The organism is Sagittula salina (genome assembly GCF_017813235.1).
Lineage (GTDB): Bacteria > Pseudomonadota > Alphaproteobacteria > Rhodobacterales > Rhodobacteraceae > Sagittula > Sagittula salina.
The window spans coordinates 462,726-485,467 of record NZ_JAGISH010000002.1; the positions used below are offsets into that span (position 1 = coordinate 462,726).

20 protein-coding genes, 1 tRNA gene and 1 pseudogene are annotated in these 22,742 nt (G+C 62.1%); 15 read left to right on the forward strand and 7 right to left on the reverse strand.

Annotated features, from left to right (window positions below; all coding sequences use genetic code 11):
* Positions 1-2 precede the first annotated feature (2 nt).
* Together aroQ and J5474_RS06180 are read right to left on the reverse strand one after the other, a co-directional pair.
* Positions 3-440 carry a type II 3-dehydroquinate dehydratase gene (gene aroQ, locus J5474_RS06175; protein WP_209359916.1) on the reverse strand — a complete coding sequence of 146 codons (438 nt, stop codon included), beginning with the start codon at positions 438-440 and terminating at the stop codon, positions 3-5.
* A gap of 287 nt (positions 441-727) precedes the next feature.
* Positions 728-1,948, reverse strand: a complete 1,221-nt coding sequence (locus J5474_RS06180) for an acyl-CoA dehydrogenase (RefSeq protein WP_209359917.1) — start codon at positions 1,946-1,948, stop codon at positions 728-730.
* 86 nt (positions 1,949-2,034) lie between these two features.
* On the opposite strand from J5474_RS06180, the gene J5474_RS06185 reads away from it, so the two are divergent.
* From J5474_RS06185 to J5474_RS06200, 4 genes are all read left to right on the forward strand, one after another.
* On the forward strand, positions 2,035-2,913 hold the full coding sequence (locus J5474_RS06185; protein ID WP_209359918.1) for a LysR substrate-binding domain-containing protein: 879 nt from the start codon (positions 2,035-2,037) through the stop codon (positions 2,911-2,913).
* 31 nt (positions 2,914-2,944) lie between these two features.
* Positions 2,945-3,841, forward strand: a complete 897-nt coding sequence (locus J5474_RS06190; protein WP_209359919.1) for a PfkB family carbohydrate kinase — start codon at positions 2,945-2,947, stop codon at positions 3,839-3,841.
* Positions 3,838-4,755 carry a pseudouridine-5'-phosphate glycosidase gene (locus J5474_RS06195; protein ID WP_209359920.1) on the forward strand — a complete coding sequence of 306 codons (918 nt, stop codon included), beginning with the start codon at positions 3,838-3,840 and terminating at the stop codon, positions 4,753-4,755. The genes J5474_RS06190 and J5474_RS06195 overlap by 4 nt, the downstream gene beginning before the upstream one ends.
* A gap of 83 nt (positions 4,756-4,838) precedes the next feature.
* The gene (locus J5474_RS06200; protein ID WP_209359921.1) at positions 4,839-5,624 is read left to right on the forward strand and encodes a DUF502 domain-containing protein; all 786 of its coding nucleotides are present in this window, start codon (positions 4,839-4,841) and stop codon (positions 5,622-5,624) included.
* A 96-nt stretch (positions 5,625-5,720) separates the two neighbouring features.
* Here J5474_RS06200 and J5474_RS06205 read toward each other — a convergent pair whose 3' ends face one another.
* Both J5474_RS06205 and J5474_RS06210 read right to left on the reverse strand, forming a co-directional pair.
* Positions 5,721-6,755: a patatin-like phospholipase family protein gene (locus J5474_RS06205; RefSeq protein ID WP_209359922.1), complete on the reverse strand. Its 1,035-nt coding sequence runs from the start codon at positions 6,753-6,755 to the stop codon at positions 5,721-5,723.
* Positions 6,756-6,863: 108 nt separating this feature from the next.
* Positions 6,864-7,637 carry a 3-hydroxybutyrate dehydrogenase gene (locus tag J5474_RS06210; protein ID WP_209359923.1) on the reverse strand — a complete coding sequence of 258 codons (774 nt, stop codon included), beginning with the start codon at positions 7,635-7,637 and terminating at the stop codon, positions 6,864-6,866.
* 361 nt (positions 7,638-7,998) lie between these two features.
* Between J5474_RS06210 and J5474_RS06215 the strand changes: the two genes are divergently transcribed.
* The 5 genes from J5474_RS06215 (at position 7,999) to J5474_RS06235 (ending at position 14,363) form a co-directional block, all read left to right on the forward strand.
* Complete coding sequence (locus J5474_RS06215; RefSeq protein WP_245216263.1) at positions 7,999-9,771, forward strand: extracellular solute-binding protein; 1,773 nt, start codon at positions 7,999-8,001, stop codon at positions 9,769-9,771.
* 110 nt (positions 9,772-9,881) lie between these two features.
* A complete protein-coding gene (locus J5474_RS06220) occupies positions 9,882-10,004 on the forward strand; it encodes an entericidin EcnA/B family protein (protein ID WP_209359925.1) in 123 nt (40 codons plus the stop codon).
* Between the two features lie 126 nt (positions 10,005-10,130).
* Positions 10,131-10,847, forward strand: a complete 717-nt coding sequence (locus tag J5474_RS06225; protein WP_209359926.1) for a LuxR C-terminal-related transcriptional regulator — start codon at positions 10,131-10,133, stop codon at positions 10,845-10,847.
* Positions 10,848-11,002: 155 nt separating this feature from the next.
* Positions 11,003-12,142, forward strand: a complete 1,140-nt coding sequence (locus tag J5474_RS06230; protein ID WP_209359965.1) for an FIST N-terminal domain-containing protein — start codon at positions 11,003-11,005, stop codon at positions 12,140-12,142.
* A 1-nt stretch (position 12,143) separates the two neighbouring features.
* Positions 12,144-14,363: a PAS domain-containing hybrid sensor histidine kinase/response regulator gene (locus J5474_RS06235; RefSeq protein ID WP_209359927.1), complete on the forward strand. Its 2,220-nt coding sequence runs from the start codon at positions 12,144-12,146 to the stop codon at positions 14,361-14,363.
* Positions 14,364-14,394: 31 nt separating this feature from the next.
* Here the strand turns inward: J5474_RS06235 and J5474_RS06240 are convergent, their stop codons facing one another.
* Entirely contained in the window at positions 14,395-14,691 is a 297-nt protein-coding gene (locus J5474_RS06240) for a hypothetical protein (RefSeq protein WP_209359928.1), read from the reverse strand.
* Positions 14,692-14,901: 210 nt separating this feature from the next.
* Positions 14,902-16,191, reverse strand: coding sequence for an ATP-binding protein (locus J5474_RS06245; protein WP_209359929.1), 1,290 nt, complete (start codon positions 16,189-16,191; stop codon positions 14,902-14,904).
* A gap of 45 nt (positions 16,192-16,236) precedes the next feature.
* Here J5474_RS06245 and J5474_RS06250 point away from each other — a divergent pair, with 45 nt between their 5' ends.
* The 4 genes from J5474_RS06250 to J5474_RS06265 all read left to right on the forward strand — a co-directional run bounded on the left by J5474_RS06250 (position 16,237) and on the right by J5474_RS06265 (position 20,398).
* Positions 16,237-17,163, forward strand: a complete 927-nt coding sequence (locus J5474_RS06250; protein ID WP_209359930.1) for an MBL fold metallo-hydrolase — start codon at positions 16,237-16,239, stop codon at positions 17,161-17,163.
* 68 nt (positions 17,164-17,231) lie between these two features.
* A tRNA-Asn gene (locus tag J5474_RS06255) sits at positions 17,232-17,306 on the forward strand.
* Positions 17,307-17,669: 363 nt separating this feature from the next.
* Positions 17,670-19,703 (forward strand): site-specific integrase, encoded by a 2,034-nt coding sequence (locus J5474_RS06260; protein ID WP_209359931.1) that lies wholly within the window; start codon positions 17,670-17,672, stop codon positions 19,701-19,703.
* The gene (locus J5474_RS06265; protein WP_209359932.1) at positions 19,700-20,398 is read left to right on the forward strand and encodes a hypothetical protein; all 699 of its coding nucleotides are present in this window, start codon (positions 19,700-19,702) and stop codon (positions 20,396-20,398) included. The genes J5474_RS06260 and J5474_RS06265 overlap by 4 nt, the downstream gene beginning before the upstream one ends.
* A 161-nt stretch (positions 20,399-20,559) precedes the next feature.
* On the opposite strand, the gene J5474_RS06270 is transcribed toward J5474_RS06265, so the two are convergent.
* Positions 20,560-20,808, reverse strand: a complete 249-nt coding sequence (locus tag J5474_RS06270; protein ID WP_209359933.1) for a hypothetical protein — start codon at positions 20,806-20,808, stop codon at positions 20,560-20,562.
* Between the two features lie 422 nt (positions 20,809-21,230).
* Between J5474_RS06270 and J5474_RS06275 the strand changes: the two genes are divergently transcribed.
* Positions 21,231-21,803: an NYN domain-containing protein gene (locus J5474_RS06275; RefSeq protein WP_209359934.1), complete on the forward strand. Its 573-nt coding sequence runs from the start codon at positions 21,231-21,233 to the stop codon at positions 21,801-21,803.
* Positions 21,804-22,419: 616 nt separating this feature from the next.
* Positions 22,420-22,742 (forward strand): annotated as a pseudogene (locus J5474_RS06280) (transposase); the annotation flags it as partial.

Sequence of the window (22,742 nt, forward strand, 5' to 3'; positions counted from 1 at the left end):
GTCTATCCCTCCAGATGGGCTATCAGCGCGTCTATTGCCAGAGTATATCCTTTCACGCCGAATCCCGCCATGACGCCGAAGGCAACCGGCGAGATGTAGGAATGATGGCGAAAGGCTTCGCGTGCGTGGACGTTCGAGATGTGCAGTTCGACGACCTTGGCCTCGGTGCCCTTGATGGCGTCCATGAGCGCGATGGAAGTATGGGTGTAGGCGCCGGCGTTCAGCACGATTCCGTCGAACGTGCCGCGGGCCTCGTGGATCCAGGTGACCAGCTCTCCTTCGTGATTCGACTGGCGGCAGGTCACGGAGACGCCGCGCTCCTTGCCGTGCGTGCGGCAGAGGTCCTCGACGTCCGGAAGCGTGGTGTGGCCGTAGACCTCCGGCTGACGTGTGCCCAGAAGATTGAGGTTAGGGCCGTTGAGGACGAGGATCGCGGTCATGTAGTTCTCCGTTGGATGTGGTGTCTGAGTTAACGAGGCGTCAGCATGCTTGTCCAGCCTCGGAGGCGTGTCAGGAGCCGTTGGCGTCCCAGACGTGGCAAAACACGCGCTGGCTGCGGATCAGGTTCGCACATAGTAACATAATAACGGTTATAGGAATTAGATTTAAGCGAGTTTGTGGGGCACCGCGCGTGCTTCGGCACAGCATCCAGCGGCAAGCCTAAACGAAAAAGCGCCCCGTCTTTTAACGGAGCGCTCAACGATTTCAGCGATTTGAACGGCAATCCTCAGGCAAACGCCTGAAGGCCCGTCTGTGCCCGGCCAAGGATCAGCGCGTGCACATCGTGGGTACCCTCGTAGGTATTCACCGTTTCGAGGTTCATCATGTGCCGAATGACCTGGAATTCGGCGGAAATGCCGTTGCCGCCATGCATGTCGCGGGCCATGCGGGCAATGTCCAAGGCCTTCCCGCAGTTGTTGCGCTTCAGGATCGAGATCATTTCGGGCGCACCGCTGGCCTCGTCCATCAGGCGGCCGACGCGCAGGCAGCCCTGCAGGCCAAGTGCGATTTCGGTCTGCATGTCCGCGAGTTTCTTTTGGAAAAGCTGCGTTTGCGCCAGCGGTCGGTTGAACTGTTTGCGATCAAGCCCGTACTGCCGCGCTGCCATCCAGCAGAATTCCGCCGCACCCATAACGCCCCAGGCGATGCCGTAACGCGCGCGGTTGAGGCAGCCGAACGGCCCTTTCAGTCCCTCCACATGTGGCAGCAGCGCGTCGTCGGACACCTCGACGTTGTCCAGAACGATCTCGCCGGTTACCGAGGCGCGCAGGCTCAGCTTGTTCTCGATCTTCGGCGCGGAGAGGCCTTTGAGGCCTTTCTCCAGTACGAAGCCGCGGATTTTGCCGCCGTGGGCCTCGGACTTCGCCCAGACGACAAAGACATCGGCAATCGGGCTATTGGAGATCCACATCTTCGAGCCGTTCAGCACGTAGCCGCCGTCGGATTTCGTGGCGCGGGTCTTCATGCCGCCCGGGTCGGAGCCAGCGTCGGGCTCGGTCAGGCCAAAGCAGCCGATCCATTCACCGGAGGCCAGTTTCGGCAGGTAGCGCTTGCGCTGCTCCTCGGTGCCGTAGGCGTAGATCGGATACATGACCAAAGACGATTGCACCGACATCATGCTGCGGTAGCCGGAATCGACGCGCTCGATCTCGCGTGCAACCAAGCCGTAAGAGACATAAGACGCGCCGATGCCGCCGTACTCCTCGGGCACGGTCACGCCGAGGAGGCCCATCTCGCCCATTTCGGAGAAGACTTCCGGGGAGACGGTTTCTTCAAGGAACGCGCCGGTGACGCGCGGGGCCAGTTTGGCCTGCGCGAAATCATGCGCGGCCTGCGCCAGCATGCGCTCCTCTTCTGTCAGCTGGTCGCTCAGGCGAAACGGGTCTTCCCAAGTGAAGCCGCCCAGATCGGGAGCGTCCTTGGGTTTCAGGGTCGGGCGGTCGGTCATGGGTATCCTCCGGTTTTGTCGCGGTTATAGCTTGCACCTCGCGCATGGAAAAACGACAATACCGCAGGTTCTCATGAGGAAAGCGCATGATACGACCCCTGCCCCCATTGCCGGCGCTGCGCGCGCTGGAGGCACTGGATCGTCTCGGCTCTGCCACGGCGGCAGCGGAGGAGATGCACCTGACGCAATCTGCCGTTTCGCGCCAGTTGAAGACCCTGGAAGAGCAACTGGGTGCGGAAGTATTCCTGCGTGACCGTCGGGCGCTGCGGCTGACTCCCCAGGCGGCGGGCTTCGCCCGGGTGGTGCGCGAGGCGCTGGACCGCATTGCGGAAGGCGCTCTGGCACTGCGGCTGGACCCCACGGGCGGCGCGCTGCGCCTGGCGATCCTGCCAAGCTTCGGGATGCATTGGCTGGTGCCGCGTTTGCCGCGTTTTGCTCGCGCGCACCCGGAGGTGACGATCAACATGGCCACACGGCTGAAGCCGTTCAACTTTGCCTCGGAACCCTTTGATGCGGCTATACATTTCGGCACAAGAAGGTGGCCTGCCACGGACAGTCTGCCCTTGATGGAAGAGGCGGTGCAGCCGCTCGCCAGTCCTGAACTGGTGCCGCACCCCCTGCCCCCGGTGGCGCTCGCGGAGCTGCCATTGCTGCACATCCAGAGCCGTCCACGCGCATGGGAGCGGTGGTTCGAAGTGCAGGGCCTGCAACCGGGTCGCTTCGACGGCACCAGTTTCGACCAGTTTCCGACCATCGCACAGGCGGCGACGCACGGGCTTGGCGTGGCGCTCCTGCCGGATTTCCTAAGCGAAACGGAGCGCGCCGAGGGCCGGCTTGTGGTGGCCTCGGACCGGGCGCCGGTTTGTCTGGGGCGCTATGACCTCGTCTGGCCGGTGGATCGCCCGGTGCCCCCGGCGCTGGCGCTTTTCCGGGACTGGCTGTCGCAAGAGGCTGTTAACGCTTGAGACTCGGGGACAGGCCGGGCTAAGGCGAGGCATGAGCAAGACCTCCGACATCCTCTGCATCGGCTCCGTCCTGTGGGACGTGATCGGTCGCGCCACCTTGCAGATGCAGGTGGGCAACGACGTGCCTGGCCGCATCACCCGGATTCCCGGCGGCGTTGCGCTGAACATCGCCATGACGCTGGCGCGCTTCGGGTTGCGACCAGCGTTGTTGTCCGCGGTGGGGAGCGATTCCGCAGGCGCGGAATTGGTTCGTGAATGTCAGGCACTCGGACTCGAAACCACTCATCTGTATATTTCCGAGGATTTACCGACCGACCGCTACATGGCGATCGAAGGTGCCAACGGCCTGATCGCGGCGATTGCAGATGCACATTCGCTGGAGGCCGCAGGCTCGAAGATCCTGCGCCCGTTGACTGACGGCCCGCTGGGCAGCGCGAAGGCCCCCTACCACGGTGCGATCGCTCTGGACGGGAACCTGACTGAAAGCCTGCTGGCGGAAATCGCGACAAGCCCGGCCTTTGCAGCGGCCGATCTGCGCATCGCCCCCGCCAGCCCCGGCAAGGCGCTGCGTCTGATGCCCTTCCTGCGCGAAGGGCGCGGCACGCTTTACGTCAACCTCGAAGAGGCAGGGCTGCTTTGCCAATGCACCTTCGAAAGCGCGGGTGATGCCGCGCGGGCGTTGCTTGACCGCGGTGCCGCGCGGGCTGTCGTCACCCATGGCGGCGAAACCTGTGCCGACGCGATGCCCGAAGGCGTCGTCGAAGACTGCCCGCCAATGGTCGCGGTGACGCGGATCACCGGCGCCGGCGATACCTTCATGGCCGCCCATATCGCGGCTGAACGCACCGGCCGATCGTCGCGGCAGGACGCCCTGCACCGTGCGTTGATCGCTGCGGCCAGCTATGTTTCCGGAGATATCCCATCATGATCGTGTTTTCCCCCGAGGTTCAGGCCGCACAGGACGCGGGTCGTCCCTTGGTCGCGCTGGAATCGACCATCATCACCCACGGCATGCCCTGGCCGCAGAACCTGGAAACCGCGCAGCGTGTCGAGGACGAGGTGCGCTCTCATGGTGCGGTCCCCGCCACCATCGCCATTCTAGACGGTACGATCCATGTCGGCCTGACAGAGGCGCAGCTGACCCAACTGGCGCAGGCGAGAAATGTGGCGAAGCTGTCGCGCGCCGATCTGGCGGTCTGTCTGGCGACCGGAGGCACCGGGGCGACGACGGTTGCCGCAACCATGATCTGCGCCGCGCGCGCCGGCATCGCCGTTTTTGCAACCGGCGGTATAGGCGGCGTGCACAAGGGGGCGGAACTGTCTTTCGACATTTCCGCCGACCTGCAGGAACTGGCGCAGACAGCGGTCACGGTGGTGGCTGCGGGCGCGAAGGCAATCCTCGACTTGCCCAAGACGCTGGAAGTTCTGGAAACGCTTGGCGTGCCGGTGATCGCGGTGGGTCAGGACAGCCTGCCCGCCTTCTGGTCACGCGAATCCGACCTGATCGCGCCGCTGCGCCTGGATACCGCCACGGAGATCGCCGCCGCCCATGCGCGACGCGGTGCACTGGGGCTGCCCGGCGGCCAGCTGGTAGCCAACCCGATCCCGCCCGAACACCAGATTGCAGCGGACGTGCTGGCGCCGATCATCGCTCAGGCCACCTCCGAGGCCGAAGCGCAGGGAATCGGTGGCAAGGCGGTGACGCCTTTCCTGCTCGGTCGCATCTTTGAACTGACAGAGGGCCGCTCCCTGACCGCCAATATCGAGCTGGTGCTAAACAACGCACGGCTTGCATCGGCAATTGCCCGGGAACTGGGCAGACTTTCTCCGCGAGCCGCCTGAATGTTCATCATCGCTCCCCGCCGCCCATTGTCGCGCCCCAACGCAATGCCTAGGTTCGACACGAGCGCCGCAATGGATCCGACATGACCACGCCCTTTGAGCCAGAACCAGAGCCGAAGAAACGCGGCCACCTGCTGACAAACCTGCGCAATTCCTTCCTTACCGGCATCGTCGTCATCGCTCCGGTGGGCCTGACCGTCTGGCTGATCTGGACCGTGGTGGGCTGGGTGGACAGTTTTGTCTGGCCCTTCGTGCCGGATTACTACCAGCCCAACGCTCTGCTTAACCGCTGGATGGTGGATGACGGGGGGCGTGCGCATTGGCCGTGGCTCTACGATCTGCTGGCCAGCGAAGAAACCGGCCGGATCGAGATCAACGTGCGCGGTCTTGGCGTGGTGATCTTCCTGCTATTCACCATGATCGTCGGCTGGGTGGCAAAGGGCATCATCGGCCGGTCACTCATCACCTTTGGCGAACGGCTGGTCGACCGAACACCGGTGGTGCGCTCGATCTACTCGGGCCTGAAGCAACTGGCAGAGACGGTGTTCGCCCAGTCGGAGCGGTCCTTCGAAAAGGCCTGCCTGATCGAGTATCCACGGAAGGGAATCTGGGCCATCGGCTTCATCTCGACCTCCGCAAAAGGCGAAATTGCGGGCCGCACGCCGGTTTCGGGCGGCCTGACCTCCGTGTTCGTTCCCACCACGCCGAATCCGACCTCGGGTTTCCTGCTGTTTTTTCCCGAAGAGGACGTGATCGAACTGGATATGTCGCTGGAGGATGCGGCGAAGCTGGTGATCTCTGCAGGACTCGTTTACCCCAACGGGCAAGCTACGAAGGAAACGGTAGAGGCGCTGGCAAAAGCCTCCTGACGCATTATTGAAGGTGATCTTCGTAAGGTATGGCAGGCTTGTTCTGATCCGACATGGTGCCCGTTCGCACTTACATCTATACCGGTTGCGCAGGGATCAATCGAACATTGCCCGCAAATCGGTGGTCTGGCGGACCCCGATATTGGCGCGGTGCTCAGCCAGGAAATCGCCCGCCGCACGTCGGCCCGCCGCCTTCATCTGTGCGAGAAGCGAGGGTACGGCGACCACCTTCGTCGCGACAGAGAGATCGTTCATCAAGGCGTCGTCGCTGATCATGTGCACGCGCACGTTCTTCATGCTGCCCTCCTGCAGCACGCCCGAATGCAGAAGCCGCTGCACGAACTCGATGGCACGCAGTTCCCGCAGAAGCGAGGCGTTGAAACTGATCTCATTGATGCGGTTCTGAATCTCGGGCGGGGTAAAGGGCACCCTGTCGCGCAGAATCGGGTTGATGTTCACCACCACCACGTCGTCGGGCAGCGTGGGCTTGAAAAACGGGAACAACGCCGGGTTGCCGGTATAGCCCCCGTCCCAAAAGGCCTCCATCACGCCGGTTTCCGGGTCGATGCGTTCCACGGCCTGATACAGTGTCGGCAGGCAGGCGGAGGCCATGATTGCGTCGGCGTCAATCTGCCCGTGGGAAAAGATACGGATCTTGCCGGTGCGAACAACTGTGGCGCAGACGTAGAACTCCGGCCCGCATTCGGCGCAAACCTCGTCAAAGTCGAGCCCTCGAATGATCTTTTCCAGCGGATTGCGATAGAGGGGCCCCCAACTGTAGGGCGAAACCATGCGCGTCACTGCATCGCCAAGTATATAGGGCCAAGAATACTCTATCCCCTTCGACACCAGCCCGGGATCGGGAAACCAGTGCTGCAGCCAGTCCGGTACGCCGGAGGTATCGAGCGCGCCAACCGCGCTCCATACCTGATCAAGCAATGCCCGTGCGCCTGCACGACCATTGTGCACCAGCCCCGCCTTCAGCGCGGCGCCGTTCAACGCCCCCGCCGAGGTGCCAGAGATGGCGGCGATCTCGATATCCTCCTCATCCAGGATCCGGTCGAGAACGCCCCAGGTAAAGGCCCCGTGCGCGCCGCCGCCCTGCAGGGCGATGTTGATCCGCTTCACCATCTGACATTCCTTCTCGGATAAGGTGCCGACCGGACTCCCGTTTCTTCTTGGTTCCAATACCTCCGGGGGGAGCGCGGAACGCGCGGGGGGCAGCGCGCCCGGGCGGGATCAGAGCGCCGTCCAGCCGCCATCGACGCTGATCGTCGTGCCGGTGATCTGCGCCGCCGCATCCGAGCACAGGAAGACAGCCGTGCCACCGATCTGTTCGACAGTGGCGAACTGCTTCGAAGGTTGGCGCTCGAGGATTACCTTCTCTTTCGCTTCCTCCTCGGTCATGCCGTATTTCTTCGCCGTGTCAGGGATCTGCGCCTCCACCAGCGGGGTCAGCACGTAGCCCGGGCAGATGGCGTTGCAGGTGATGTCTTCCTTTGCGGTTTCCAGAGCCGTGACCTTGGTCATGCCAACCACGCCGTGTTTCGCTGCGACGTAGGCCACCTTGTAGGGAGAGGCGGTCAGACCGTGGGCGGAGGCCACGTTGACCACCCTGCCCCAGCCGGCCTTGCGCATCACCGGCAGCGCGGCGGCGGTGGTGTGAAACGCCGAACTCAGGTTGATCGCGATGATCTGGTTCCATTTTTCGGCAGGAAACTCTTCGATCGGCGCTACGAACTGGATGCCTGCGTTGTTCACGAGGATATCGCAGGCGCCCGCCTTTTCGATCAGGGCGCGGCACGCATCGGTGTTCGACATATCGGCCTGGATGTAGCGCACGGCGACGCCGTGCCGCTCTGCGATCCCACGCGCGGTTGCGTGGTCGGCCTCGGTGTCGGAGAAAGAGTTCACCACGATATCGGCGCCCGCCGCCGCCAGAGCGTGGGCGATGCCCAGTCCGATGCCGGAGGTGGATCCGGTGATGACGGCGGTCTTACCCTTGAGGGACATGGTGCTCTCCTATGCTGCTTTGCGGCATAAAGTACCAACAGGCCGGGCAAAGGGAAGCGGGATCGCGCTGCTGCACCGAATTAGGAAGCGATGCGTTCGGGGTGGCTTCTCAAGCGTCGAGCAGACACAAAAAAACCCCGGCCGAAGCCGGGGTTAAGTCATTGAGGCAGGTTTCATACAGGCAAGAAACCTATCGAGCAGTGACCCCTGTATAAGCAATTCCCTGCAGGAGTCCAAGCTAAAAGTTTGAAAAGGCGTAAAAGCACCGCTAGGTTCAGGCCCAAGAAAACAAGGGCAGACGGGGATTGTTTCCAAAATGCGAGCTAATTTATTCACGCGATCACAGCTTCTCGGGGTCGGCATGGCAGCGATTCTCGCAGCGGGATTCGCCCAGGCAGAGCCGAACCACGGCATAGCTATGTATGGGGAGCCTGCCCTGCCCCCAGATTTTGCGTCCCTGCCCTATGCGGACGCCGACGCGCCGCACGGCGGGAAGATCGTTTTGGGCGAAGTCGGCAGTTTCGATAGCCTCAACCCGCATATCCTCAAAGGCACTGCGCCTTGGCAGCTGAGATTCCTCGCCTATGAAAGCCTCATGGGGCGAAGCTACGACGAGCCATTCAGCCTTTACGGTGTCCTAGCGGAATCCATCGAGGTCGGACCGAATCGCGAGTGGGCGGAATTCGTGATTCGCCCGGAGGCAAAGTTCTCGGACGGCAGCCCGGTGACGGTTGAGGATGTGATGTGGTCCTACGAGGTGCTGGGTACCAAGGGCCACGGTCGTTACCGCGGACTCTGGGGGCAGATCGAGAAGATGGAGCAGACCGGTGAACGCTCCGTCCGGTTTACCTTCAACGAGGACAACCGAGAGTTGGCTCTGATCGTCGGCATGCGCCCGATCCTGAAAAAGGCGCAGTGGGAGGGGCTCGATTTCGAGAACTCCAGTCTGGACATCGTGCCGATAACCTCGGCGCCTTATGTAATCGGAGACTACGAAGCGGGCCGCTTCGTCGAGTTGAAGCGAAATCCGGACTACTGGGGCAAGGACGTGCCCTTCATGAAGGGTCAGGCCAACCTCGACACCATCCGCATGGAGTTCTTCGCCGACGACACCGCCCATTTCGAGGCGTTCAAGGGGGGGGTGGTGAACTCGCTGCGCGAAACCAATGTCGAGAAGTGGCGCACGCAGTACGACTTCCCCGCCGTGCAGGATGGCCGCGTGGTCAAATCCGAAATTCCGCACGCTCGTCCCTACGGCATCTACGGCTTCGTCATGAACACCCGCAAGCCTGAGTTCTCCGACTGGCGGGTGCGGGAGGCGATGCTGCATGCCTTCAACTTCGAATACATCAATGACGTGCAGACCGGCGGATCGCAGCCGCGCATTTCCTCCTACTACGGGAACTCGGTGCTGGGGATGGATCACGGACCTGCCGCAGGTCGCGTGAAGGAACTGCTGGAACCCTTCAGGGATAGTCTTCTGCCCGGCGCGCTGGAAGGTTACATCCTGCCAGAAGGCGACGGGACGGCACGCAACCGATCCAACATCGCGAAGGCCATGGACCTGATGGCGGACGCTGGCTGGACCGTACAGGGCGGTGTGATGAAGAACGCGGCCGGAACGCCCTTCGTATTCGACATCCTGATCCGCCAGGGTCAGAACGATAATGCGGCCATCGCCGACATCTTCGTCACGGCGCTGGAGCGTCTGGGCATCACGGCCTCCGTCCAGATGGTCGACTCCGCCCAGTATCAGGACCGGACGAACAACTTCGACTTCGACATGACGTATATCGAGCGCAGCCTGTCGCTGTCACCCGGGAACGAACAGGTGCTCTACTGGGGTTCGGAACAGGCCGACCAGCCGGGGAGCCGCAACTGGATGGGAATGAAGTCCCCCGCCGCCGACGCGATGATCCAGACCCTGTTGTCGGCTACCAGCCGGGAGGATTTCGTCGCCGCGACAAAGGCGCTGGACCGGGTGCTGACCACGGGGCGCTACGTCATCCCGATCATGTACCGATACGACCTGAGCCGCATCGCCCACGCCAAGGAGCTGAAGTATCCCGATCAGCTGCCAATGTATGGCGACTGGCTCGGTTTTCAACCGGACGTCTGGTACTGGGAAGAGTGAGCGACAAAGGTGGAGCCCGCGCGGGCTCCACCTGTCTCAAGACCCGGCGGAGATCGGGGGGGGACCAGTCCCCGAGAGGCCACGAAACACGCAAGAGAAGAGAGCAGACCATGAAAACAGTATTCCTTTTGGCGGGACTTCTGCTGACGCTGGCGCTGTCCGGCTGCGGCACTGTCGACGGGCTGGGGCAGGATATTTCCGCCGGGGCACGGACGGTTCAGGGCTGGATGTGAACCGGGCGTCATGCCCCGCCGATGAACGACCCGGCGCTTCGGCCCAAGACCTTTCGGCTAGAGACTTCGCACATCCAAGCGCCTATCCTGAGCGCAGGCATTTAACGGACAGGCAGACCACGGCAGATGACGAATACGGCGCCGAAGGATTCCAGCAAGACACCGGCGAGGGCGCTGGTGATCGACGACCACCCGCTGTTCTGCGATGCACTGACGCTGACGCTGCAATCCATCGCCGACTTTCAGGATATTCGCGCCGCCGGCACGCTTGGGGAGGCGCTGACCGAGCTGGCGCAGGATGGCGGTTTCGGCCTGATCGTGCTGGACCTGAACTTGCCGGACGTCAACGGGCTCGACGGGTTGCTGCGGCTGCGTAATGCCGCACCAAAGACGGCGATCCTCGTGGCCTCGTCCATGGCCGATAACACGATGATCGCCCACGCACTGAAGTCCGGAGCGGACGGTTTCGTGCCGAAGCATTCGCAACGCGCTGTCTTCCGGCGGGCGGTGGAAGCGGTGACCACTGGACGCACCTTTGTGCCCGATGGTTACATCGACCCGACGGGGGGCCAGCCGCTTGATGCCGGAGGCGCGCTGGCGCGACTGGCGACCCTGACCAACCAGCAGGCGCGCATCCTTCAGCTGATCTGCGAGGGCAAGCTGAACAAGCAGATCGCCTACCATCTGTCGATTGCGGAAACCACGGTGAAGGCCCATGTGACGGCGATCATGCGCAAGCTTGGCGTCCATTCGCGGACCCAGGCCGTTCTGGTGGCACAGGAGGCGCGTTTCGATTCCCCTGCCGAGGACCGGTTTTCCCGCAACCTGCCATCGGACACCTGAACCTGGGCGCCCAGCCAGGTTCGGGCGTGCCAGGGAAGTCGGTCGCGTATAAGGCTGAAGGGCAAACAGCGGTGGCGGACGCCATCGATGGGAGGAAGGAGCGCAGCTTGGACGGAACACGCGAGGAAACCGGCGGGCTGAACCCACAGGCGGTCATGGGAGGACCGCGAGGCCTGCGCCGCGCTCAGGTGGCCTGCATCGCCCCTGACGCGGTGGGCAGTCTGGCGCGAGCGCTCGGGAACGATCTGTCGCTTGTCTGCCTCTTCGCCTCGCCGGACACGGATTTCGAGCGGTTGACGGCGGAGGCCGCAAGAAGTTTCGGCGCGGCGGATGTGCTGGCCTGCACCACCGCCGGTGAGCTCGGGGAACAGGGCTACGAGGAAGGCCAGATCATTGGCGTGGGCTTTCCCCGCGCATTGTTCGAAGTGCTGGCACTGGCCATCGAGGACCTCGATCGGATCAACGAACAGTCGCTGATCGACGAATTGATTCACCATCGGCTGAACCTGACGCGGCGAGCGCCGGAAATGACGTCAGAGTTCGCCTTTACCCTGGTGGACGGGCTGTCCTTGCGCGAGGAGCATCTGACGGCGGTTCTGGCGTCCGGCCTTGGTCCGATCCCGGTTTTTGGCGGCTCTTCGGGTGACGGGACAGAGTTCGGCCGCACATTGCTGTCCTTCAACGGGCGGGTCATGCAGAACGCAGCCTTGGTGGCGATCCTCCGGTCGCATTGCGCGGTCAGGGTCTTCTCGCTCGACCACCTCGTTCCGACTGAGGTCCGCATGGTTGTGACCAGCGCCTGCCCGGAGCGCCGCATCGTACAGGAGATCAACGCAGAACCTGCCGCGCAGGAATACGCGCGGCTGCTGGGCAAGGACCCGATGCAGTTGGACCCCTTTACCTTTGCCGCGCATCCGGTGGTGGTACGGCTGGGCGACACGCATCATGTCCGCGCCATCCAGCGCGTGGCTGGCAATGGCTCGGACCTGGTGTTCTTCTCGGCCATCAACGAAGGCATGGTGCTGACGCTGGCCAGTCATCGGGACATGGCGGCGCACCTCGAATCCGGTCTGGCCGCGCTGGCGGAGGGTGGCGCCCCGGCACATATTCTTGGCTTCGACTGCCTGCTCAGACGGATCGAGGCGGAACAGGTGCAAAAGACACAGGCGCTGTCCGAGATCCTGCAACGGCACAATGTCGTGGGATTCTCCACCTACGGCGAGCAGATCGGCGCTCTGCATGTGAACCAGACGCTCACCGGCGTAGCGATCTACCCGCCCGACCGGGACCTGTGACATGTCGCTGGTCAATCCAAACGACAGCCTGGAACGCCAGAATCAGAAGCTGCTGAAGATCGCCCAGGCCCTGATGAGCCGGGTGGAATACGGCACGGAGCAGTCGGGTGCTGCCTACGCCCAGTTCGAGCGCGCGGCCCTGCTGGAAAAACGGGTGCGTGAACGCACACTCGAACTGGAGCGCACGCTGAACCTTCTGCACGAAAGCAACGCACAGCTGTCAGAGGCCAACGCACAGGCCGAAGCCGCGCGACGCAACCTTGCCGATGCGATCGAGACGGTGTCCGAAGGCTTTGCCCTGTTCGACGCGCAGGACAATCTGGTGATGTGCAATTCACGGTTCTGCCGCGATTTCCGTGACATAGTTGCGACATTGAAACCCGGCCTGCCCTTTGACGGGTATGTCAAGAAGATCTCCAGATCTCCGTTCCTGATCCTGCCGGAAGGCGAAACGCCAGCTGGCTGGGCCGAGGGTCGCATTCGGCGGCACGAGGATCGGCACGTGATGTTCAAGGTGCAGATGCGGTTGGGCCGGTGGCTGCAGGTCTCCGAGCACCGGACTTCGAACGGCGGTACGGTGGTCCTGCAGACCGATGTGACAGACCTCATGCGGATCGAGCGGGCGGAACGCGACCGGCTGCGCGACAGACAGGCAGTGATGGTGCGCGCGACACTCGATCACCTCAATCAGGGGGTCGGCATCTTCGACGAAACCGGCTTGCTGGTGGGCTGGAACGAAAAGCTGGGAGTGCTGTTAGCGCTTGATGCGCGGAGGCTGCAGATCGGCGCGAGTTTTGCGGGCCTGCTCGACCGTCTGGCGCGGGACGTACGGTTTACGCAGGGGATCGGACGGGATGGTTTCCTTCGGTGGGCTCACCTGCGGGATCAACGTCAGGAACGCACGCCGATTTCCTTCGAGGTGCAGCGTGGCGAGCGGACGATCCTGCACGTCTTTGGCCGGGGGATGCCAGATGGTGGTTTTGTCGTCTCCGTCACGGATGTGACGGCTGAACGCGAAGCGGCGCGCCGACTGTTCAATATGAACGAGGTTCTGGAGCAGCGGGTGATGGAGCGCACGCTTGAACTTGAGGACGCGCTGAGCGCCGCGGAGCGCGCGAATGCGTCCAAGTCTCGCTTCGTCGCGGCGGCCTCGCACGACCTGCTTCAGCCGATTTCGGCTGCAAAGCTCTACATTTCGTCACTCGCGGACCGCTGTCAGGGGTCGGCGGAGCACACGGTGCTGGAAAAGGCCGAATCCGCCCTTGCTTCCGCCGCGCAAATCATTGATGCGCTGCTGGATATCTCGAAGCTGGACGGCGACGGGGTGCATTTTGACATCCGCAAGGTCGCCTTGTCCGAGATCCTGTGTCCGCTGGCCTCCGAGATGAGCGTGTTGGCAGAGCGAAAGGGTCTGCGACTGCGCATCGTGCCGTCTGACCTCATGGTGGAGACGGATGCGGCCTATCTGCGCCGGGTGGTGCAAAACCTTCTGGCCAACGCAATCCGCTACACCGCCCGAGGCAAGGTGCTGCTGGGGGTCCGCCGCAGCGGCGGCTCCGCCCGGATCGAGATCTGGGATACCGGCGTGGGAATCGCAGAGGAGGATCAGAATACCATCTTCGAGGAATTCCGGCGCCTCGACTCCGCCGCCTCGCCCAACGAAGGGCTCGGGCTGGGATTGGCCATTGTGGAACGCGCCTGTGCCCGGTTGGGCCACCCTCTGGGTTTGTGGTCGGAGATCGGGCGCGGATCATGCTTCATGGTGAGCGTGCCGATCGCGGGTCGGGGTGCGGTTGCACGCGATCCTCACCGCTCCACGCCGCGTCCTGTATCTCTGTCGCACGTCGGCCTGATTGCGCTGCTCGTTGAAAATGACCCGCCCCTGCGCCGTGCGCTGTCGGTGATGCTGGAAAGTTGGGGCGTCAACGTGATCGTGGCGGAAGATGCCGAGGGCGCCATTTCGCTCCTCGATGACCTGCAACTCAGTCCCGACGTACTTTTGCTGGATTACCACTTGGCGCCGCAGGCGACCGGTCTGGACCTTCAAGTTCGGATCAACGCAGGTCGGGAACACCCCCTGCCCTGTGCGGTGATTTCAGCCGACAAATCCCCGGAATTGCAGAAGAGCTGTACGGCACTGGGGATAGAACTTCTCTCGAAACCGCTCGACCGGAACAAACTGGTGCAATTCCTCGAATTGGCGGCTCAAACGATACCCTGATGCGCCGCGCCGTTTGTGGCCCGCAGTGACCCTACATCATGCCTTTGCAGCCCCGGGAGGATTTGCCGTTGCCCACGTGGTACGGGTTGATGACAAGAATCCAGCGCGGCGGATAACCGGGTGCCTGGGTGCGCCGGTATGTGCAGCCCTGGGGGGTGGTCATGTAGTCACCGCCCTGCGGCGCGACGTAGCCCTGTGTGGCAACATAGGGGTCGGCCGCGTAGGGCGCAGCCTGAGCCAGAACGAGACCTTTCGGGGTTGCGGCTTCGGTCCCCGAGAGAGAGACAAGGCCAAGACTGAGGGTCGTGAGAAAAGCTGAAAAGCCCATTTCGGGATCTCCCAAGTATGATTGGTCAGGCAAGGGGCCTGGAGGATTCCTTGGATGTCTGGAGCCCGGCCATCGGTCCGGGCAATTGGGCGAAACTCGCAGGGGTCATGGGACTGCGTGCGCCGGATTCGTGGCAAGACCTTGGCTCATGAGTCTGATTTTAGCGTTAAGCGTTCTGCGTGGATTTTCAAAATCACCGTGAAAATCGCATCAAAGCGCGATGACGATATCAACACGCAGCCCGCCGAGGTCGTCGCTTTCGCCCAGGCGCAGAACACCGCCATGGGCCCGCGCGATGTCGGCGGCAATTGCCAGCCCAAGCCCCACGCCGGACCCGCGGTTCTGGTTGCGCGCCGGGTCCAGCCGGACGAAGGGCTTCAGCGCGGTGTCACGGTCCTCGGCCGGGATGCCGGGGCCGTCGTCCTCTACGCGGATGCGCAGGGATTTCTCGGTCAGCGTGGCGGAGACGCGGCAGGTGTCGCCGTAGCGCACGGCGTTGGCGATGAGGTTCTCCACCGCGCGGCGTAGCGCGCGCGGCCTCAGCGCCACCTGCCCCCCGCCGGACAGCGTGCCGAGGCCGACCCCCTGCCCCGCGCGCTGCGCATCGTCTACGATGGCGGTCAGCAACGCCATGATGTCCGTCGGTTCGGCCAGTCCAGCCTCGGCATCGCCCCGCGCGAAGTCGAGGAAAGCGTCGATCAGGCGCTGCATTTCCTCCACGTCGCGTTCAAGCGGCTCGCGGTCGGGATCGTCGAGCAGCGACAGCCCCAGGCGCAGCCGCGTGATCGGTGTGCGCAGATCGTGGCTGACCCCCGAAAGCATCATTGTGCGTTGCTCGATATGACGCTCGATCCGGTTGCGCATGTCGAGGAAGGCGTGGCCCGCCGCGCGAACCTCGGTCGCGCCGGAGGGCGAGTAACGCACCGTGCGCCCCTTCCCGAAGGCCTCGGCAGCAGCAGCCAGCCGGGTGATCGGGCGGAGCTGATTGCGCAGGTAGAAAAAGGCGATGGCGGTCATGACGATGCCGAAGAACAGCATGTTGACGAAAAGCTGATGCGCATTGGTGGGCGACACCCGCTGCCGGTCGAGCCTGAGGCGGTAGAGCGTGCCGCCGCGACGCACGTAAAGGATCACGTCCGCGTCGTTCGGCATGTCCAGCCGCTCGAGCCCGGCAACGCGCCTGTAGAACACCCGGGACACGACAATCCCGGTGAAATCGTACCAACGGCGGAAGTCCGCGGCGGAACTCTCGCCATCCGCGACCGGGCGCGGCAGCAGTCCGAGGCGCTGCATGGGCTCTCCGTCGGGGATCTCGTCCAGCACGAGGTTGACACCGCGCGCCACCTCTCGCGTCAGCTGCACGGTGACATCCTCGAAGTGCCGTTGGACAAAGACCACGGAAACCACCAGCTGCAGCGTTACAACAGGCAGGACCAGGATCAGCGCGGCCCGGCCATACAGGCTGCGCGGCATATAGCGTTTGAGCCATTGGAAAGACATGTCTAGGCTCGGCATCCGTGTCCCCGCACTCATGGAGAACCTATCATGCAAGACCCGCAACCGGAGTTCCAGCCGCAGGTTGGCGTGGCCGAGGTGCTCGAACCCGGCCTGCGCCGCGTGCTGGCGCCGAATGCCTCGCCCATGACTTTCCGGGGAACGAACACCTATCTCCTGGGCGATGGCAAGGACGTTGCGGTGATCGATCCCGGGCCTCTGGATGCCTCCCACCTCGACGCGATCCTCGCCGCGTTAGGCCCCGGGCAGCAGGTGAGCCACGTTCTGGTCACGCATTCGCATCTCGATCACTCGCCGCTGGCTTCGGTTCTGGCGGCGCGCACCGGGGCGCGGGTCCATGGTTTCGGCGCGTCGGAGACCGGACGTAGCACCTTGATGCAGGTGCTGGCGCAGACTGCCGATCTGGGCGGTGGTGAAGGTGTCGATCAGAAGTTCTCCCCCGATGTGGCGCTCTCTGATGGCGAACAAGTGGGAGGCGACGGCTGGCAGCTGGTGGTCCATCACACGCCGGGACACATGGCGAACCACCTCGCTTTTGCCTGGGGTGATGTGCTGTTCTCCGGCGATCTGGTAATGGGCTGGGCGACATCGCTGGTCTCGCCTCCGGATGGTGACCTGACCGCCTTCATGGGCTCACTCAGGCACCTGCGCGGGCGCGGCTGGCGACGGTTCCATGCGGGCCACGGCGCACCAGTCGAAGAACCCGAAGCGCGGCTGACGGAACTGCTGGCGCACCGCGAAGGCCGGGAGGCTTCGATCCTCACGGCGCTCGGCGACGGCCCGTCGGACGCGCAGGCCCTGGCGGAGCGAATCTACACCGGCACCCCGCCTGCCCTGATGGGCGCCGCTGCACGCAACGTTTTGGCGCATCTTATTGACCTAACGGCAAGAAATCTCGTCGCGCCGTGCGGCGAATTGAGTGCTGAAGCAATTTTTCAGCGCTCCGGCGAGGGATGAATTTTTCGGAGAAACCTGGCAAAAACCACTTGTGGCCCGGAGTCGTCATGGCTATACCGCCCACATGTTCCGGCGTAGCTCAGCGGTAGAGCAGTTGACTGTTAATCAATTGGTCGTAGGTTCGATCCCTACCGCCGGAGCCAAAACTTCCTGAAGGTTTTGGAAACAAACGAAAAAGCGCTCCCTCGGGGGCGCTTTTCGCGTTTCGGACACCGGTTTTGACACTCCGCCTTACACACTCCGGACACACCGGAGTCACAAAGGAGTCAGACCCGGTGCCGCACGCCCGTTCCAAGCACGCCCATATCCCCCATCTCGAACTGCGTCCCCAGGGCTACGTCTGGCGGCGCCGTCTCCCCCGCGCAGTTCTCGAATCGGCTTGCAGCGAGAGGTTGTGCGAGGAGCCCGCGTTTCGCTCTATTAGAATCAAACCAGCGCCAGACCATCGGATTCTCCGAAACGGGTCCGGCCGTTCTGACCGCGCGCGGAAATCGAAAGCGCGAAATTTGGGGATTCAAACCACGTTTGCGGGAATCCCCATATGTCTTTCCCTGAAAACACATGCCTTTTCGGTGGCCGCGGAGCTTGCACGCAGGCTCAGCACCCTCAGCGATCAAGTATTTCTCTACGCCACCACCATGAGCCTCTCGTCGGAAAACACCAGGGATCTCCTGACCACGCTCGCCCGCTTCGAGATCGAGGCGGCCGATCGCGAGCGTGCCCTGGGGGATCCTCGATCCCCGCAGCTCGCGCAGGCGGCCCTGGAACGGGAAGCGGCCCGGCAGGCTGTCCTGCGGCAAGCATTCTTTCAGCGGGACTACGCGGTGGCGCAAGAGCCTCTGAAGCATGTCGCCGCGCACCTGGGCATCCAGCTTCCCGAAGCCGGGTGCGAGCAGGCACAGCTTCTGGCCTATGAGGCCACGCGTGTGTTGCTGGACAACTGCGAGGAGAAGGCCCGGCGGGACAAGGGCATCTTTCCCGGTCCCAGCCCCTACTTTGCGCGCGCGATCGCAGAGGAAACATCCCCGGGCGTTCCCGCCCAACCAACCGCCTCGGCCATAGCCGAGCCTCCCATCGACAAGGAAGAAGCCATGAAACTGTTTCCTCGCAACTGGTTTGCCTCACGTCAGCCTGGCCCCGTGCCTCCCGCCATGTCCGAAGAGGCTCCAGTCTCGTCCGAACGCCCCGAAAAGAAGGATATCCGGGAGCTGTTGAGGAGCCGAGGCGTGTTGAAGTCCTGCTCCCCCGAGATCCTCGCGATCTTGGAGAAGCGAGGTGCCATGACCGTTCACGAAGGCTTCATGGTCTATCAGGCGTTCAAGGGCGCGGGGTTCGGGGAGGAGTGGCAGAGGCACCAGAAACCAGACGAGGGTGTAGGAGAAAGGTGGAAAAAGTCCTCGCTCCCCGCACTCAGGACAGCGGGCAAGATCTGGGGTGAGGAGTTCGGATCAACGGGCTGGGTCCACGCGACTGAAGAGGACATCGAAGAGGCAATCAAGCTGATCCGCAGCCTCCCGAAATTCCATGGCAAGGGGAACAAATACACGGCCGCCAGCTATCGCGCTCTTATTACGAAGGTAAAGGCGCGCGAGGCCGCCGCGATGGACGCCGCGGAGCGCGAGGCCCGGCGTAAAGGCTGCACCAATGAAACAGAAATACGCGACCTCCGCCTCGCGGAGGCCGAACCACGTATCCGCGTCGCCACTTACCTGCGCCTCGTTCGTTCGGCGAACAGGGTCGGCACAATGCTGAAGAAGCTCGGCATCGTGGAAACCAACCCCTTCGACATCTGCACATTCACGACCCGAGAGGAGAAAAGTTTGAAAGCCACTGAGACAACTTTGGAGCGAGAGCCCTGGGATGACCGGCTCAATGAGCTATTGGACACCCGGGTATTTCAAGGCAATGCCGCAGGGGAAGCCGATCCCCTGTTCTGGATGCCGCTGATAGGCCTCTTGATGGGCACGCGCATGGAGGAGGCTGCCCAGGCGGGACCGGGCGACGTTCAGTCGGATGAAGGGATCGCCTACCTGATCGTCCGCCAGGCCCTGGGGGACAGCGTCAAGTCGGAGAATGCGACCCGCAAGATCCCGCTGCATCCGGTCCTGATTGAACTTGGGTTCCTGGAGTTCGTGAAGCGCGCCAAAAAGAGAGGAGATCGCCGCCTGTTTCCGTCCCTCACGCGTGGGGCGAACAAGGGCACATACACCGAGAACTTCACCAAGGCCTTCGGCTACTACCGCCGCACCAACGACGTCTACTGGCATGGTCTTGATTTCCACGCCCTGCGCACCACGTTCCACCACCGCCTGTCGGATGCGAGCTGTCCGGGGGCGCACAGGCGGAAGTTGATGGGCCACGAGCCTCTCGACGAAGGAGAGCGCGCATACTCACAGAAGGGGATCAGCATCGCGAGCCTCTTCGAACAGGTGAAGAAGATCCCGTTCGACGTGTCGCGGGTGCAGACTCCGATCTCAGGGTTTCCGGAACGGCCGCAGGAAGCACAGGGCCTGCGACTGGTGCAGGGGAGCAAGTCATGACGCGGAACGCGTCAAGATCACAAACGACGAAGAAGTATCACGCTCCCGGACCTCGTGGGAGCGCGCATCCAGGCCCTCTCGAAGTGACCTCGGAAGGCGGTTGCGTCACGGTCTCCGGCTTTGCCCAACCGCCCTCTGGCTGCCAAACCCAGGTGACGGTCCGATACGATGGTGCGGCGCTTTCGATAACGGCCTCTTACCAAGCGAAATGGCGCAACCCGGTCGAGGGCTGCGTTTCACTGCCACTCGATTTGAGTGACCCGTCTGCCCTGTTTCCCATCCTTGAAGGAGAGAAACCCTGGAAAGCTTGGCCGGAGATCGAAGCCTTGGTGCGCCAATCCATGTTGGACCTTCATGTTCCGCGGCGACGGACTCGTAAGTTCGACTGGCAACTTCGAATTCTCCGAGCCGTGCGAAATGGCCCCGAGATTTCGAAAATGCTCATGGGGCTTTCTTCCGACAAGGCCCGTCAGAACGCGCTCGAAAGGCAGACAGCCACGGATTTGAGAAGCAAATTGTCCGCCTGTGTCACTCAAATGCATGATGTCTTGAATGCCGCTTCAACCGATCCCAGCATCCTGCCTGCCTTCTCCAATGCCCTTCGATACTATCGAGAGCTTCTCCGACGTAAGCAGAAACTTGACAGCCTGTCTGAGCGGGATCGAATGAACGAGGATCTGCTCCTGCGTAAGTAAGAGGAACGTAGCCGCCTGAGACGAGAGGCAAGAACCTCTCGGCCTTTAAGCGACAGCAATCGGGTGCCGTGCGAACCCGTTCCACTGCGGCCTGACCTGATTTACCGCGCGACGGCGGCCTTGATCCATGGGCTGCCGTCGCTCCGGACCTTACTTTGCCATCAGTAATGCCGCAGCACCTCTGCAATCGTCGTGAGCCCTTCCTGGTCGCTGATACACCACATCGCATTGGCACTGCTCGCCGCCGCGTATGGGGCCGCACAGGCCTCCTTGATGATCTCGAGCTGGCTTTTGTTCAGTCCCCAATGAGTGAGGCATGCAGGGTGGCTTTCTCCCTCCTCCCCACCTTCTGCCCATTCGATCAGGTCGTATTCGACTTCTTTGGGTGTCATCGTATTCTCGTAGTCCATAACCGTCTCCATTCTTGTGATCAGGAGATCGGATCGTTTGCCCAAGAGGGAAACCACTTTTCGAACTTTCTTCTATGTATTCAAGCGGCTAACGTCCTTTGCTCCTCTCGGCCCTCTCCGGCCGTTCGAAGCAGCAGCCGGCTCAGCACCGTAGCGTAGCCGAAGCGGCCATTCATCTCTGCGGCAACATCTCCAACGATCCGAGGTCGGCAGTGCGGGACTTCCTGCCGCGCTTTGCAAACGCGATACAAGGCCAAACATACTCATGTGTTGGCTGCCCCCGGGATGCCGCCCATGAGCGACGGGAAAACATTGCCGCCGCGCTCTCAACCAGACCGCCTTCGTGGGCGTTCGCGATAACGGTTGCGCCGCTGCGGCTGACGTCGTTTATTTTTAACAAATGGTAGGCCTTGGGGTTCGCGTTGCTCGTCGTTTTTTTCATATCCCTCGCCGTTCTGGGTGCCGGTTTGCTCGTTCCAGGCCTCGATGATCTTCTGCTGCTTGGCGTTCCTTGCGTGATCGCCAGCCTGCTCATTCTCCTCACACGGCTCAGTAGCAGTGGCTCCTCGCTGATTTTTAAGAAGCGCTGGATCATCCTGGACGGCTCAAACATCATGCACTGGAAGGGGAACGGCGCTGATATCGCGACTGTTCAGGATGCGATACAGAAACTGAGCGAACAGGGATATACGCCGGGCGTCGTGTTTGATGCGAATGTCGGATACAAGCTCCGTAACCGTTACCAGGGTGAGGCCGAACTCGCCAAGCTGTTGGATTTGCCCGTTGCCCGTGTGATGGTTGTCTCAAAGGGGACACCTGCGGATCAGGTCATACTCGCTGCAGCGCGCGACCATAATGCTCAGGTCGTGACCAATGATCGCTTCCGAGATTGGAGTCACCAGCACCCCGAAGTGAAAGACGAGGGCCATCTGGTGCGCGGTGGCTATCGGGCTGGACGGCTTTGGTTGGACTTGCCTCCTGCCAAGCAGCAATAGAGTGCGGCATTATGGTCTCAGACCGGTAATGCGACTACGGAGCAGCGGCAAGCTCGTGGACGCCCACCAACTCCAGGTCGCACCCGGCCCAGTCCGGACGTTCGAAGCGACCGCCGGTGCGGCACCGCAGCGTCACCGAAGCGGCCATCCATCCCCGCCGCAGCATTTTCAACGGCCCGAGGTCGGCAGTGCGGACTTTGCTACTATTAAGACCCGGCAGGCTAATGACCGCTTCACCTAATCACTTTGCAAGGGCTCCTAAGGGGGGATATCATTGATCGAGTTCGAAACGTCCTCGGTTGCAACGTCTACTATTGTTTCGCTTATTCTGTGCAAATCGTTTGTCTGTTGAGCAAGCGTTTGCCGAGCGATTCTCGACACCATGCTATCGGGTGATAAAATTGGTGCGACCAATAAAATCCATCCGGCTATGAAGGTGATAAAGCTCAGGGCTGCAAATAATCACGAGAAAGTTGTATTTCTATTCGCTCGATAGTCAGATTTGATCAAATAAAGCTCACTAATTTTTTGAGCCTTATGCCGAATATAGTTGACCTGCTCCCCTGAAATGTCCTCGATTTGAGGTTAGCCTGTTCTCCAACTGAGGAGACAGACGATGAGAAAGAGCCGTTTCAGCGAAGAACAGATTATCGGCATTCTGAAGGAGCACCAGGCAGGGCTGGGTGCGAAGGAGCTGTGCCGCAAGCATGGGATCAGCGACGCGACGTTTTACAAGTGGCGATCCAGGTTTGGCGGCATGGAAGTGTCGGACGCGAAGAAGCTGAATGCACTGGAGGTTGAGAATGCGAAGCTTAAGAAGCTGCTGGCCGAGCAGATGATGGATGTGTCGACGCTGAAGGAAATGCTGGGAAAAAACTTCTGAGGCCCGGTTCGAGGCGACGAGCTGTGGACTGGGCTATGAAGGAGAAGAGCTACACG